Annotated in this window: 14 protein-coding genes; 7 read left to right on the plus strand and 7 right to left on the minus strand. The window is 71.0% G+C overall.

The window, feature by feature from the left end:
- Positions 1–25: 25 nt before the first annotated feature.
- From V7026_RS04940 to V7026_RS04955, 4 genes are all read right to left on the minus strand, one after another.
- Positions 26–2302 carry a RelA/SpoT family protein gene (locus V7026_RS04940; protein WP_334154170.1) on the minus strand — a complete coding sequence of 759 codons (2277 nt, stop codon included), beginning with the start codon at positions 2300–2302 and terminating at the stop codon, positions 26–28.
- A gap of 86 nt (positions 2303–2388) precedes the next feature.
- Entirely contained in the window at positions 2389–2592 is a 204-nt protein-coding gene (rpoZ, locus tag V7026_RS04945; protein WP_334154171.1) for a DNA-directed RNA polymerase subunit omega, read from the minus strand.
- Between the two features lie 32 nt (positions 2593–2624).
- Entirely contained in the window at positions 2625–3245 is a 621-nt protein-coding gene (gene gmk, locus V7026_RS04950; RefSeq protein WP_334154173.1) for a guanylate kinase, read from the minus strand.
- 5 nt (positions 3246–3250) lie between these two features.
- On the minus strand, positions 3251–4156 hold the full coding sequence (locus V7026_RS04955; RefSeq protein ID WP_334154174.1) for a YicC/YloC family endoribonuclease: 906 nt from the start codon (positions 4154–4156) through the stop codon (positions 3251–3253).
- Positions 4157–4228: 72 nt separating this feature from the next.
- Here V7026_RS04955 and V7026_RS04960 point away from each other — a divergent pair, with 72 nt between their 5' ends.
- The 7 genes from V7026_RS04960 (at position 4229) to V7026_RS04990 (ending at position 12257) form a co-directional block, all read left to right on the plus strand.
- Positions 4229–5248: a serine/threonine-protein kinase gene (locus tag V7026_RS04960; protein ID WP_334154176.1), complete on the plus strand. Its 1020-nt coding sequence runs from the start codon at positions 4229–4231 to the stop codon at positions 5246–5248.
- Complete coding sequence (locus tag V7026_RS04965; protein ID WP_334154177.1) at positions 5245–6192, plus strand: PP2C family protein-serine/threonine phosphatase; 948 nt, start codon at positions 5245–5247, stop codon at positions 6190–6192. Before V7026_RS04960 ends, V7026_RS04965 begins: the two co-directional genes overlap by 4 nt.
- An 18-nt stretch (positions 6193–6210) precedes the next feature.
- On the plus strand, positions 6211–6975 hold the full coding sequence (gene rph, locus V7026_RS04970) for a ribonuclease PH (RefSeq protein ID WP_334154178.1): 765 nt from the start codon (positions 6211–6213) through the stop codon (positions 6973–6975).
- 4 nt (positions 6976–6979) lie between these two features.
- Positions 6980–7609: an RdgB/HAM1 family non-canonical purine NTP pyrophosphatase gene (gene rdgB / locus V7026_RS04975; RefSeq protein WP_068610229.1), complete on the plus strand. Its 630-nt coding sequence runs from the start codon at positions 6980–6982 to the stop codon at positions 7607–7609.
- 23 nt (positions 7610–7632) lie between these two features.
- Positions 7633–8847 carry a radical SAM family heme chaperone HemW gene (hemW, locus tag V7026_RS04980; protein ID WP_334154181.1) on the plus strand — a complete coding sequence of 405 codons (1215 nt, stop codon included), beginning with the start codon at positions 7633–7635 and terminating at the stop codon, positions 8845–8847.
- 57 nt (positions 8848–8904) lie between these two features.
- Entirely contained in the window at positions 8905–9600 is a 696-nt protein-coding gene (locus tag V7026_RS04985) for a CBS domain-containing protein (protein ID WP_068610227.1), read from the plus strand.
- 122 nt (positions 9601–9722) lie between these two features.
- Positions 9723–12257, plus strand: a complete 2535-nt coding sequence (locus V7026_RS04990) for a DUF349 domain-containing protein (RefSeq protein ID WP_334154179.1) — start codon at positions 9723–9725, stop codon at positions 12255–12257.
- 13 nt (positions 12258–12270) lie between these two features.
- On the opposite strand, the gene V7026_RS04995 is transcribed toward V7026_RS04990, so the two are convergent.
- The 3 genes from V7026_RS04995 to V7026_RS05005 form a co-directional block, all read right to left on the minus strand.
- Positions 12271–13128, minus strand: a complete 858-nt coding sequence (locus V7026_RS04995) for a zinc-dependent peptidase (protein ID WP_082955531.1) — start codon at positions 13126–13128, stop codon at positions 12271–12273.
- A 62-nt stretch (positions 13129–13190) separates the two neighbouring features.
- Positions 13191–14009 (minus strand): UDP-2,3-diacylglucosamine diphosphatase, encoded by an 819-nt coding sequence (locus V7026_RS05000; RefSeq protein ID WP_334154180.1) that lies wholly within the window; start codon positions 14007–14009, stop codon positions 13191–13193.
- A gap of 33 nt (positions 14010–14042) precedes the next feature.
- Positions 14043–14552, minus strand: a complete 510-nt coding sequence (locus V7026_RS05005; RefSeq protein ID WP_334154183.1) for a peptidylprolyl isomerase — start codon at positions 14550–14552, stop codon at positions 14043–14045.
- Positions 14553–14568 lie beyond the last annotated feature (16 nt).

Here is a 14568-nt window from a genome sequence, read left to right on the forward strand (position 1 = left end):
CGCGGTTAGTTCGCGGGCGGCTGCGTCAATGGCCGGTGTCGCCCTGGCGCGCCGGGCGCAGCCGCTGGGCCCGCACCACCGATGGTGTGCGTCGCAGCTGGCGCAGCACCTGGGCCAGGTGCACGCGGTCGCGCACCGCCACGGTAAAGCGCAGCTCGGTCGCCGTCTGCGCGGCCTCGTCGCCCATGTGGATGTGGGTGATGTCCGCCTCGGCCGCGGCGATGGCGGCGGCTACGCGCGCCAGCACCCCCTTGCCATTGCTGACCGTCACGGCGATGGTCGACTCGAACGGCCGCGTCGGCTCTTCGGCCCATTCCACTTCCAGGAAGCGCTCGCGGTCGCGGTGCAGCAGGCGCCGCACGACCGGGCAGTCCTCGGTGTGGACGGCCAAGCCTTCGCCCCGGCCCAGGTAGCCGACGATGCGGTCCCCCGGGATCGGCCGGCAGCAACTGGCGAAGGTGACGGAGCCACCTTCGCTGCCATCGAGCGTGACCACGCCCTGGCTGGGCTGGTCCTCGCGCGGCGTGCCGAAACGCTCCTGGCTGATCAGCAGCACGTCGGGGCGCACGCCAACCTCGGCCATGAGGGCGGCGAGTTTTTTGCCGACCATGCCGGCGATGCGCCGCCCCAGGCCGATGTCGATCAGCAGCTCGTCGCGCGAGCGGTTGCCCGTGAAGCGCAGAAGCTTGTCCCAGATGGCCTGGCCGGCTTCGTCGTCGCCGGGCAGGCTGGCCATCCCCTCGGCACGCACCGACTGTTGCAGCAGCCGGTCGCCCAGGGCGCGCGACTCCTCCTGCTCCAGTGTCTTGAGGTAGTGTCGGATCTTGGAGCGCGCGCGCCCCGTTTTAACGAAGCCCAGCCACGCCGGATTGGGCCGTGCGTGCGGCGAGGTGGTGATCTCGACCACGTCGCCGTTGTGCAACTCGGTGCGCAGCGGAATCTGCTCGCCGTTGACCGTGGCCCCGATGGCCCGGTGTCCCACGTCGCTGTGGATGGCGTAAGCAAAGTCCACCGCGGTGGCACCGCGCGGCAGCGCCATGATCTTGCTCTTGGGCGTGAACACATAGACCGAGTCGGGGAATAGGTCGATGCGTACGTGGTCCCAGAACTCGCCGGAGTCTTTGGTCTCCTGCTGGATGTCCAGCAGCGACTGCAGCCACTGCACATTGAGCGCCTGCGCCGAGGCGTCAGCCGCGCCCCCCGCCTTGTACAGCCAATGCGCGGCAATGCCGGATTCGGCCACCACGTCCATGTTGGCGGTGCGCAGCTGGAACTCGATGGCCGTGCCGAACGGCCCGACCAGTGTGGTGTGCAGCGACTGATAGCCGTTGACCTTGGGGATGGCGATGTAGTCGCGAAACTTGCCCGGCAGCGGCTTGTAGAGCTGGTGCAGCACCCCCATGGCGGTGTAGCAGTCCAGCACCTGCGGCACGATGATGCGAAAGCCGTAAATATCGGTCACCTGCGCGAACGACAGGTGCTTGGTGTCCATCTTGCGGTAGATGGAGTAGAGCGTTTTTTCGCGCCCGGTGATGCGCACCTCCAGCCCGCTGTGCGCGAAGGCCGCCTCCACCTCGCCCTGTACGCGGCCGATCAGGTCGCGCCGGCGGGCACGCGAGCGGGCCAGCGCCTTGGACAGCGCCTGGTAGCGCCACGGGTGCAGGTGGCGGAAGGCCAGGTCTTGCAGCTCGCGGTAGAAATTGTTGAGGCCCAGCCGGTGCGCGATGGGGGCGTAGATGTCCAGCGTCTCGCGCGCGATGCGGCCCCACTTGTGGCGCGGCATGTCGCCCATGGTGCGCATGTTGTGCAGCCGGTCCCCGAGCTTGATCAGGATCACCCGCACATCGCGCGCCATGGCCAGCAGCATCTTGCGGAAGGACTCGGCCTGCCCCTGCTCGCGGCTGTCGAACTCCAGCTTGTCCAGCTTGGTCAGCCCGTCCACCAGATCGGCCACCGCAGGGCCGAAGCGCTGCGTCAGCTCCGCCTTGGTGACGCCGCAGTCCTCCAGCACATCGTGCAGCAGGGCGGCGCACAGGGCCTGGGCATCCAGCTTCCACTCCGTGCAGATCTGCGCCACTGCAATCGGGTGGGTGATGTAGGGGTCGCCGTTTTTGCGCATCTGGCCCAAGTGGGCCTGATCCGCGAAGCGATAGGCCTGCCGCACCAAATCTACTTCGGCCGCGTTGAGGTAGTCCAGCCGCGACTCGAGGGCGGCGAAGCTAGCCGCCGCCGCGCTGGCCGCAGCCTGGGGCGGCGGGGCAGGCGGGCGGGTGCCGTAGGCGGCTGCCTCGGCAGGACTCACGGCGTCGACACTCACCCTGCTAATGTAAACAAAAAACAAAAAAGGCACCTTGGGTAGGCGCCTTGAGGCATGGCCGCGGTCGCGACTCAGACCGGGACCTTGCGCAGCATCTCCAGGCCGACGAGCCCGGCGGCGATTTCGCGCAGCGCGGTCACGGCGGGTTTGTTGCGCGTCTCCAGCTTGGGCGCGTGGCCCTGGTTGAGCATGCGCGCACGGTAGGTGGCCACCAGCACGAGCTGGAAGCGGTTGGGGATTTTTTCCAGGCAATCCTCGACGGTGATGCGTGCCATGGAACCCTCCGGCAAAGCGTTGAAACAGGGGGTTATCGGATGCCCAGCGCCTGAAACACTTCGGCGCGGGCCCTGCGCTGGGCCGCGACCCGCAGGCGCTGCGAGTGGGTAATCGTCTTGAGGTCGAACAATGCCCGCTCGAATACCTCGTTGATTATAACGTAGTCGAATTCATGGACGTGCGCCATCTCTTCGGCGGCATTGCGCAGGCGCAGTTCTATGACGTCCTCGCTGTCCTCCCCGCGGCGCAACAGCCGGTTGCGCAGCTCCTCCCAGCTCGGCGGCAGGATGAAGATCAGCACCGCGTTGGCAAACTGGTGCCGGATCTGTAGCGCTCCTTGGTAGTCGATTTCCAGAACGATGTCGGCGCCGGCGGCGATCTTGTCTTCGATGGCCTTGCGCGAGGTGCCGTAGCGGCGGCTGTGCACCCGCGCCCACTCGACGAACGCGTTGGCCGCGACCATGCGGTCGAACTCCTCGTCACTGACGAAGAAGTACTCGCGGCCGTGCACCTCCTGCCCGCGCGGCGCGCGCGTGGTGTGGGAGACGGACAGCTCCATGCGCGAGTCCACCTCCAGCAGCGCTTTGACGAGGCTGGACTTGCCCGTGCCGCTGGGGGCGGCCACGACGAACAGGTTGCCTGGGTATTCCATGGGGATCATTCGAGGTTTTGAACCTGCTCGCGCATCTGCTCGATCAGCACTTTCATATCCACCGACAGGCGCGTGAGTTCCAGGCTGGCCGATTTGGAGCCCAGCGTGTTGGCCTCGCGGTGCAGCTCCTGGATCAGAAAGTCCAGTCGCTTGCCGACCTCGCCGCCGCGCTGTAGCAGCCGGTCGATTTCGCTCAGGTGCGACTGCAGCCGCGTCAGCTCCTCCGCGACGTCCACCCGGATGGCAAATGCCGTCGCCTCGGCCAGCGCGCGCTCGTGCAGGGCAGCGGGGTCGGCCGGGGTGGCGCCGAGCGCGTCACGAAAGCGCTGCAGAAAGCGCTCGCGCTGCTGCGCCACGATCTGCGGCACCAGCGGCTCGGCCTGCGCCGCCAGCCCGCGCAGTTGCGCCACGCGGTCGCGCAACATGGCGACCAGCCGCGCGCCCTCGCGCGCGCGCGCTGCGGTAAAGTCGTCCAGCACCCGATCGGTCAGCGCCAGCAGCGGCTCCACCCAGTCGGAGGCCGTCGGGGCGCCGCGCTGGGCAAGCTGCAGCACCTCGGCGACCGACAGGCCGCGCGCCTGCGGCAGCCAGGCCTGCACCTGCTCCTGCGCGCCGAGCAGGCGCTGCAGTTCGGGCGCCGGCGGCACGCGCACGCCGCCATCGTCGCGCTGCTCGATCCAAGCGCGCAGCTCCACCTTGCCGCGGCGCACGCGCGCGCCGACGCGCTCGCGCAGGGCCGGCTCGGCGGCACGCAGATCTTCGGGCAGGCGCAGCGACAGGTCCAGAAAGCGCCCGTTGACGGCGCGGATTTCCAGCCCCAGCACACTGGTGCCGAGCGCGTGGATGTCGGAGGCCGCCGCCTGGGGGTTGCATTGCCCCGTGGCGTAGCCGGTCATGCTGTACACTGACATCGGCCTTTAGCAGAGGGCGGCCCCGAGGGCGGCGCCGGCCGCCTGGGCGTAGGGTTTGCTCATGCACGGATTATGTCAAAGACCAAGCCGGCCCCTCTGCCGCCCGATACGGTGATCGGCGGCTATCGCATCGTGCGCCTGCTGGCGGCCGGCGGTTTTGGTTTGGTCTATCTGGCGTTGGACGCCATCGGGCACGAGGTCGCCATCAAGGAGTACCTGCCCGCTTCGCTTGCGCTGCGCTCGCCCGGCGAACTATTGCCGATCGTGGCGCCCGAAAACCAGGCCCTCTACCGGCTGGGCCTGCGCAGTTTTTTCGAGGAAGGGCGGGCGTTGGCGCAGATCTCCCACCCCGCGGTGGTGGGCGTGCTCAACTTTTTCCGCGAAAACGAGACCGTCTACATGGTCATGGACTACCTGCAGGGTGCGTCGCTGCAGGAGTTCATCGTGGCGGCGCGCAGCCGGCAACGCAAGAAGGTGCTGCGCGAGGCGACCATCCGCTCGCTCTTCGATGAGGTGCTGCGCGGGCTGCGCATCGTGCACCAGCACAAGATGCTGCACCTGGATATCAAGCCGGCCAACATCTTCATCACCGACGACAACCGCGCGGTGCTGATCGATTTTGGCGCCGCGCGCGAGGTGCTCAACACCGAGGGCACTTTCGTGCGCCCCATGTACACCCCGGGTTTTGCCGCGCCGGAGATGTACCGCCGCACCGGCAGCACCGGCCTGGGGCCGTGGACCGACATCTACGCCATCGGGGCGTGCATGTACTCGTGCATGCAGGGCTATCCGCCCCACGACGCGCCCCAGCGCCAGGACAAAGACCGGCTGGAGGCGTCGCTAGCGCGGCTGCGCGGCGTGTATTCCGACAATCTGCTCGACGTGGTGCGCTGGTGCATGGCGCTCGATCCGCTGGAGCGTCCGCAGTCGGTCTTTGCCCTGCAGCGCGAGCTGGCGCGCGAGGAGTCGCCCGAGCCGACGCCGCCGCGCTGGTGGGACCGCGTGCGCGCGCGCCTGGGCCTGGCCAGGGACGATGCGCCCGAGGCGGCCAGCCATCACAGCCAGCGGTCCAGCTTTCTGGAGCCGCCGTGAAATTTGCCGTCTACCAGGCCACCCACACCGGCGGGCGGACGCGCAACGAGGATCGCCTGGGCTACACCTACACCCGTCAATCGGTGCTGTTGGTGTTGGCGGACGGCATGGGCGGCCACCCCGACGGCGACCGGGCGGCCGAGATTGCGGTGCGCACCTTCGTGCAGGCGTTTGTCGATCAGGCCCGCCCCAAGCTGGCCGATCCGCGCGCCTTTCTGGAAGCCACGGTGCTGCAGGCGAGTCAGGCCATCGTCGTTTTTGCGCGCGCGCACGACTTGGCCGAGCACCCGCGCACCACGGCTGTGGCGGCCGTGGTGCAGGACCGCCAGCTCACCGCGCTGCACAGCGGCGACTCGCGCCTGTATTGGGTGCGCGGCGGCCGGCTGCTGCAACGCACGCGCGACCACAGCTACCACGACAAGCCGGAGCTGTTTGCCCAACTGCCGCCGGGCGTGCACCGCAGTGTCCTGTTCACCTGTTTGGGGTCGGACACACCGCCCCTGTACGACGTGCTGGGCCCGTTGCCGCTGGCGCACGGCGACCGCATCCTGCTGTGTTCCGATGGCCTTTGGGGGGTGATGGACGACGACGACGTGGCCGCGGGCCTGCACGGGCAGCCGCTGGCCGATGCGGTGGCCCAATTGTCCGAAGTGGCGGTGCGCCTGGGCGGCCGGCACGGGGACAATGTGTCGTTGCTGGGCCTGGAGTGGCAGGCAGACGACGACTTTCCCTCCACCCAGGTGCTGGAGCCCGTGCCCGCTGCGCTGGCCCCCCACGCGCCCGCGACCGCTGCGGCCCCTCCGGGCATCGAGGGCTTGACCGCCGTCGAGCTGGACGACGACGCGATCGAGCGTACCATTGCCGAGATCAACGATGCGATCCTTCGCACCCGCCGGCCTCCGCCCCCGGCCCCCGCGCCGGCGCGGCCCGGTCGGCGGCGCTGACCTCCCAGGAAGACCCCCATGACCCACGACCCGATAGCGGCCGCGGGCGCCCACCGGCGCCACGACGGCCGCGCCCCTGACCAACTGCGCCCCGTGCGCATCACCCGTGGCTACACCGTCCACGCCGAAGGCTCGGTGCTCATCGAGTTTGGCCGCACCCGTGTGCTGTGCACGGCGTCGGTGGAAGAGCGCGTGCCCCCGCACAAAAAAGGCAGCGGCGAAGGCTGGGTGACGGCCGAGTACGGCATGTTGCCCCGCGCCACCCATACCCGCAGCGACCGCGAGGCCGCCCGCGGCAAGCAAAGCGGCCGCACGCAGGAGATCCAGCGCCTCATCGGTCGCTCGCTGCGCGCGGTCTTCGACCTGAGCGTCCTGGGCGAGCGCACCATCACGCTGGACTGCGACGTGCTGCAGGCCGACGGCGGCACTCGCACCGCGGCCATCACCGGCGCCTGGGTGGCGGCGCACGATGCCGTGCACCAGTTGCTGGCCGAGGGCAAACTGCAGCGCAGCCCCATCCTGTACCCGGTGGCAGCCGTCTCGGTCGGCATCGTGGGCGGGGTCCCGGTGCTGGACCTGGACTATGTGGAAGATGCCGGCTGCGAGACCGACATGAACGTCGTCATGACCGGGGCGGGCCACTTCGTCGAGCTGCAAGGCACGGCCGAGGGCGAGCCCTTCAGCCGCGAGGATCTGCAGCAGCTGCTGACCCTGGCGGACGGCGGCATCCAGCAGTTGATCGCGATGCAGCGCGCCGCGCTGGCCGGCGCCGAGGTGGGGTGAGGCCATGGCGGATGCGACCCTGCCGCGCCGTCTGGTGCTGGCTTCCAACAATCCGGGCAAGCTGGCCGAATTGCAGGCGATGTTCGCGCCGCTCGGCCTGGAGCTGGTGACGCAGGGCAGCCTGGGCATCCCCGAGGCGCCGGAGCCGCACCACACCTTCATCGAAAACGCGCTGGCCAAGGCCCGCCATGCGGCCGCCGCGAGCGGCCTGCCGGCCCTGGCCGACGACGCCGGGCTGTGCGTGGCGGCCTTCGGCGGCCGGCCGGGGGTGGACACGGCGCACTACTGCACGCAGTTCGGCTACCCCAAGAGCGATGCCAACAATGTGCGCGCCTTGCTGGAGCAAATGCGCGACATCGACGATCGCCGCGCGGCGATGGTCAGCACGCTGGTGGCGGTGCGCCACCCCGAGGACCCCGAGCCGCTGGTCGCCAGCGGCCGCGTCGAGGGGCTGATCGCGCGCGAACCGGTCGGCCACGGCGGCTTCGGCTTCGACCCGGTGATGTTCATCCCGGCCTTCGGCTGCACCTTCGCCCAACTGCCCACCGAAGTGAAGAACGCCCACAGCCACCGTGGCCGCGCGGCGCGTGCCATGCTGGCCCTCATGCAGGAGCGCGGATGGCCGGCGGGCTGAGCGGGCCCGGCCCCACCAGCCCCATGGGGGCCACCGAGGCCGCCGTGCTGTGGCAGCGCCCGGGCCAGGTCCGGCTGCACGGCCTGCCGCCGCTCGCGCTCTATGTGCACCTGCCGTGGTGCCTGAAAAAGTGCCCGTACTGCGACTTCAACTCGCACGAATGGGGGGCGGCCAGCGGCCAGGCCGGGCCGCTGCCCCAGCAGGACTATGTGCGCGCCCTGCTGGCCGACCTGGAGGCCAGCTTGCCGCTCGTCTGGGGGCGGCCGGTGGGCAGCATCTTCATCGGCGGGGGCACGCCCAGCCTGTTCGACCCGGATGTGATCGGGCGGCTGCTGTCGGACTTGCGTGCCCGCCTGCCGCTGGAGCCGGGCGCCGAGATCACGCTGGAGGCCAACCCCGGCACCTTCGAGCGCGAGCGCTTTGCCGCCTTTCGCGACGCGGGCGTGACGCGGCTGAGCATCGGCGTGCAGAGTTTCGACGACCGTTTTCTGCGCGCGCTGGGGCGGGTGCACGATGCCGCCCAGGCCCACGCCGCGGTGGACGAGGCGGCGCGGTACTTCGACACCTTCAATCTGGACCTGATGTATGCGCTGCCTGGCCAGACACCCGCCGATCTGGAGCGGGACCTGGACGCGGCGCTGGCCCACCAGCCTCCCCATCTGTCCGTCTATCACCTGACCATCGAGCCCAACACCTGGTTTGCCAAGCATCCGCCGACCGTGCCGGACGATGACACGGCCTACGCCATGCTCGACCGCATTGCCGAGCGCACGGCCGCCGCCGGGTTGGTGCGTTACGAGGTCTCGGCCTACGCCCGCGCGGGCCACCGCTGCCGGCACAACCTGAACTACTGGCAATTTGGCGACTATCTGGGCATCGGGGCGGGCGCGCACGGCAAGCTGAGTTTTGCCCAGCGCATCGTGCGTCAAGTGCGCTGGCGCGACCCGGCGCGCTATGTGCAGCAGGCGCTGGCGGGCACACCCGTGGCGCAGGAGCACGAGGTGGCGGCCCGCGATCTGCCCTTCGAGTTCATGCTCAATGCCCTGCGGCTGCGCGACGGATTTGCGCTGCGGACCTTCAGTGAATGCACGGGCTTGCCGATGAATGCGGTATCGGCGACCATCGAGCGCGCGCGCGAGCGCGGCTGGCTCGCCGTGGGAGACGACGGCTGGCTGGCGCCGACCGCGCGTGGCTTCGACTGGTTGAGCGATCTGCAGGCGCTGTTCCTGCCCGACTGAGGCGGGATCTGCGCACCGCCGGGGCGCCGGTCTGCGGATCCGGACAGGAGGGTGTGCATGCTGGCCATCTACGGCACTTCGGGCCTGATGTACCGCGGTCCGATCGAGGACCTGCGGCGGGTGTTGCCCTCGTTGCGCACCGGGCGCCTGCGCGCCTTGGCGGTGGAGATCGACCGCCCCGATTTTGCGGACAGCGGCTTTCGTGTGGCGGGCCGCCGCTCGGGCGACGAGCCCGCGGCCGACACCCCGCTGCCGCGGCCCGCGGCCGCCGCCGTCCAAGCCTACGGCGAGGTGCAGCACCCCCCGACCACCCGCCACCCGCTGGAGCGGGTGCAGGACGTCATGTCCCGCGAGGCGGTCACGGTCACCGAGACCATGACCGTGGCCGATGGCTGGCGGCGCCTGGCCGAGCGCGGCCTGGGGCAGGCCCCGGTGCTGGATGCGCAGGGGCGGCTGGTCGGCCTGCTCACCCGGGCCGAGCTGCTGCACATCGACCGCCTGCCCCGCCCGGAGGACAGCGCCCTGGTCTGGCGCGCCTTTTTGGCGCTGCCCTTGTCCGAGATCATGGTCACCCCCATTCCCGCCGTTACCCCGGACACCCTGCTGCGCCGGCTGGCGCTGGCCCTGCTGCACACCGGTTTGCCGGGCCTGCCGGTCGTGGACAGTGGGGGCGCGCTGATGGGTTTCGTATCCCGCAGCGACCTGCTCAAGGCGGTCGTGCACGATCCGCCGCTGGATCTGTGGGCCGGGTAGGTGACAATAACCCTTTGGCGGCGGTCTGCATGACTGCCGGATCCGATGACCCGACTTCCCCGAGCGGCCAACCCGCGCCCCGCACCGTGAACGCGTCCGACTCCCCTTCCGCGAAAGTTTCTTTGACCGAACTCGACCAGCGCACCCGCGGCGCCTTCACGGCGCCGACCTCGGGCGAGCGTGCCGCCCGCCTGCGCGAGTGGCTGGCCACCGACCCGCCGGCCGACGATGTGGCCGAGGTCTACCGCGAGCTGGCCACGCGCGACAAGGGGGCCGCCAAACTGGTCAAGGAACGGCTGGACGAGCTGCGCCGCGCCCGCGCCCAGGATGCCCTGGCCGCCGAATGGGCCGCCCGGGCCGAGGCGTTGTTGGGTGCTCCCCGGCTGAATCTGGCCGACGCCATGGCCTGGCAGCGCGATGCCGCCAAGGCCGGGGCTCCGCTGTCGCGCGAGCCGCTGGCCGGCCTGCGCCAACGCCTGACCGAGCGCATGAAGGCCATCGAGGACCTGCAAACCCGCGTGCAGGTCGAGCGCGAGGCCGCCGGCCTGCTGGTGCAGCGCATCGACCTGGCGTCCACCAAGCCGCGCGCCGAAGCGCAGGCTGCACGCGACGGCTTGGCGCAGGACGTCAACGACTGGCGCGAGCGCCAGCAAGGGCTGACGTCGGCCGCGGGCTGGGCCGACCTCGATCCCCGCTACCCGAACCAGCTCGACGCCGCGCGCCAGCAGCTCGAGGCCGTCTGGCAGGCGTTCGAAGCGGCGCTCGCCCAGGCCGCCGCCGCGGCCGAGGACCCCCAGGCACCCCTGCCCGGGGTGCCCGTGTGGGCCGACGAAATCCGCGCCCAGCGCGGCGAGCCGCTGGCCGCCGAGGCCGAGTCGGCCGCCCCCGTGCCCAAGGCCGTACAGGCGCTGGCCCAAGCCGCGCTGCTGCCGGCGATCGAGGCGCTGGAGCGCGAGCTGGCCGCCGGCCACACCAAAGCCATGAGCCGCTACGCCGGCGAGCTGCGCCATGCACACAAGGTGCACGGCCGCCATGCGGGGCCGGAGCTCGACGCCCGGGCGCTCGCGGCGCTGGCCAAGGCCAAGGAGCTGGAGGACTGGCAGCGCTGGCGTGCCGACCAGTTGCGCGAAGGGCTGCTGGCCCAGGCCGTCGCCCTGACCCAGGGCCCCGAGGCGGAGCGGCCCACCGGCCGCAAGCTGCAGGAGGCCATCCGCCAGTTGCGCGAGCAGTGGAAGCAGACGGACCAGGGCGGCACCTCCAACCACGCGCTGTGGAAGCGCTTCGACGAAGCGTGCAACCAAGCCTATCAGGCGGTCGAAGCCTGGCGGCGCGAACTCAAGGCCCACAACGAGGCGGCGCGGCAATCCCGTCTGGCCCTGATCGAGGAAGTGCAGGCCTGGACCGCCGCCCACGCCGCCAGCGAGGACTGGAAGGCCCAGTTGCGCGACCTGCACGCCTTTGCCGAGCGCTGGCGCCAGGGCGGCCACGTCAGCGAAAAAATCTTTGCCGAGCTGCAGCCGCTGTGGAAGGCCGCCATCGCCGCCGCCCACGAACGGCTGGAGGCCGCGCAGGCCGACAGCACCGCACGCCGCCAAGCCCTGATCGCCGAGGCCCAGGCCCTGGCGGCCGAGCCGCGCCTGCGGCTGGATGCCGTCAAGGACCTGCAACAGCGCTGGCAGCTGGAGGCGCACCGTGTGCCGCTGGACCGCCGCAAGGAGCAAAAGCTGTGGGAGGCGTTCCGCCAACCCATCGACGAGGCCTTTGCGCGCAAGAGCGCCGAGCGGGAGAAGACCCGGGCCGCCACCAGCCGGCTCGACGCCGCCGTGCTGGAGGCTGCGCGCGCCCTGGAAGCCGCCTGCGCCGCCGACGACGCCCAGCAGATCCGCGCAGCGATGGCCGCCCTGCGGACCGCGGCGCAAGGGGAGGGCGCGACGGCGGATGAGACCCCGCCAGCCCCCACCCCGGCCGCGATGTCTGCCGAAACAACGGCCGAAACACCGGCCGGGGCAGCGGCCGCCGCTTCCCGCGATGCGCCCGCTCCAGCGGCCCCGCGTCCCGTCGTGGCCCGGCGGGGCGACGACCGGCCCGGGGCGACCCCGGCCAGTGCCGCGGCCGCGGCCCGCTTGGCGCCGGCCAAACCGGCCCCGCGCGCACGGCCGGAGCGGCCCCCCCGTCCGGAGGGCCCGGCGCGTCCGCGGCTGGGCGATGCGGCCTTCCGCGCCCAGCGCCAGGCCCTGGAGCGTGCCGAGGCCAAGTTGCGCCAGTTGGCGGCGCGTGCCCACGGCGAGGCCCTGACCGAGCTGCTGGCCGCGTGGTCGGCGCGCGATGCGGCGCGCGTCCCGCCCGCGCAGCAGCTGGGCGGCCGTCAGGCCGCGGCGGCGCGTCCCGCGTGGGTGCAGGCGCTGGGGCGGGCCGCCGCCCCCGCCAGCGAAGCCGCCGAACCCCTGCTGCGGCTGGAGATTGAGGCCGATGTGCCCACGTCGGCCGACCAAGTCGATGCCCGGCGTCAGTTGCAGCTTCGGCTGCTCACGCGCCGGCACGAACCCGGGCCGGCCGAGACCTGGGCGCAGGATGTGGCCCGGGTGCTGGCCACGGCCCACGACGCCAGCCACGAGCGGCGGCTGCAGGCGGCGCTGAAGGTGTTGCTGCGGCGCTGATGGCCGCCGACGGTCACCGGGTGTCGCCCGGCGCCGTCGGCCGGGCAAAAAACGCGTCCAACAGCGCGACCAGATCGGCGTGGGCCTCGGCCAGCCGCTCGCGGTCCACGCAGTACGCCTCGCACGCCACGGCGAAAAACTCGGCCAGGGATTCGGCGCCGTAGGCGTCCAGCCAGGGCGGCGGGGCGCCAAACCGCTCGTGCAGCGCCACCCGTTGCCGATGCGTGGCGTGCGCCTCGGTCAGCACGGTGTGCCAGTGCTGCCGTGCCGCCGCAGCCGACAGACCCAAAAAGCCCGCGGGCAGCAGCGGGCAGCCGTCGGCCGGCTGGCCCAGCGGCTTGCCGTGCAGGTCGATGGCGTGGGCAAACTCGTGGATCACCAAGTTGTGGCCGATGCCCGTCGCGCCGGGTGCCGAGCCCAGCACGCGCGGCCACGCCAGCACGATCGGGCCGCCCTGCATGGCCTCGCCGGCCAGCGCCTCGTCGTATTCGTGCACGACGCCCGCCTCGTCCCGGGTGCGGCGCGGGGCGACCACCTCGTCCGGATGCAGCACGATCCCCACGAAGTCGTCGTACCACGCCAGCGCGGACAGCCCTCGGTGCCGCAAGGGCAGACAGGCCTGCGCCGCGACCAGCAGCGCCATGCGGTCGTCCACGACCAGCCCGTGGGCGCCGCTGAACTCCTTGCGTGCCAGAAAGGCCGCGCACAGGTCGCGCAATCGGGCCTGTTCGTTCCCGTCCAGGGCCTGCAGGCAGGGCAAATCGGCCACGACGCGTGCCCACAGCCGGTCGGGGATGGCGCGACCATCGCCCCGCCGCGCCTGCCAGCGTCGCCGCCAGTGTGTCAGCTTGTGTGTCAGCCAGCGCGTCACCCCCCGCAACCAGCGGGGCCCGCCCGAGGCCGGTTGGGACGGTGAAGACGATGGCGGGGGACTCATACCGGGGTGGCGCGGGGCAAGGGCCACACCTGCCAGCCTCCGTGGCGGTCCAGACTGAGCGCCTGCAACCGTGGCGGCTGGTCCGCGGCATCCCAGTCGCTCAACACCAGGCGATGGGCCGTGGCGCCCAGGCGGTGCAGGCCGGGCCGGTGCGTGTGGCCGTGGATCAGGCCCGTCGCCCCCGCGGCTGCGACCGCTTGCGCGGCCAAGTCGGTATCCACATCGGCCGGCGCCACCCCGGCTTGGCGCTGTGCCGTTTGATGCTGTTGGCTGCGCTGGCGCAGGGCGCGCGCCTGCGCCAGCCGGTCGGCCAACGGCCGCGTCAGGAAGGCCGTTTGCCAATCTGCCCCACGCACCTGCGCGCGAAACGTTTGATAGTCCCGGTCGGCCACGCACCAGGCATCGCCGTGGCTGAGCAGCCACCGGTGCGCACCGAAGGCGAGCACGGCCGGATCGGCCAGCAGCCGCACCCTGCTGGCGGCGGCAAAGCCGTCGCCGAGCAAAAAGTCGCGGTTGCCATGCATCACATACACCCGGCGGCGGCGGGCCAGCGTCGCCAGCGCCCCGACGGCGTGCTGCATGAACGCGATTTCGGGGTCGGCTGCCGGGTCGGCGGTCAAGGCATCGTCGCCGACCCAGACCTCGAACAGGTCGCCGAGGATGCACAGCGCGTCGAACGGCGCCGCCGCCAGATAGGCGTGCCACGCGGCGGCGGTATCGGGATCCTGCGCGTGCAGGTGAACGTCCGACACACAATCGACGCGCTGCCATGCCGGCGGCGCGTCGATGTGGTCGAGCAGGGCCGGGCCGCTCATGCGCTCATGGGGCGGGGCCGGGCGCGGCGGGCGTCAGGGGGTGACGATCACCGCCTTGGCGATGACTACGTCCTGTACGGGCACATCGTCGTGAAAGCCACGGCGACCCGTGGCCACCTTGCGGATGGCGTCCACCACCTCGGTCCCTTTGATGACGCGGCCAAACACCGCGTAGCCCCAACCTTGCAGCGTGGGGGCGGTGTGGTTCAGAAAGCCGTTGTCCGCCACGTTGATGAAAAACTGGGCCGTGGCCGAGTGCGGTGCCTGCGTGCGCGCCATGGCGATGGTGTAGCGGTCGTTCTTCAGGCCGTTGGTGGCTTCGTTTTCGATCGGGGCGCGGGTGGGTTTTTGCTTCATGCCGGGCTCGAAACCGCCCCCCTGAATCATGAAGCCGTCGATGACGCGGTGAAAGATCGTGCCGTCGTAGTGGCCGTCGCGCACATACGCCAGAAAGTTCTCGACCGACTTGGGTGCCTTGGTGGCATCGAGTTCGAGGGTGATGACGCCGTGGCCGGCGATGTGGAGTTCGACTTGGGGATTCACGGAACGGGCTCCAGTG

Origin of the sequence: Tepidimonas sp. (genome assembly GCF_036825565.1) — a bacterium.
Lineage (GTDB): Bacteria > Pseudomonadota > Gammaproteobacteria > Burkholderiales > Burkholderiaceae_C > Tepidimonas.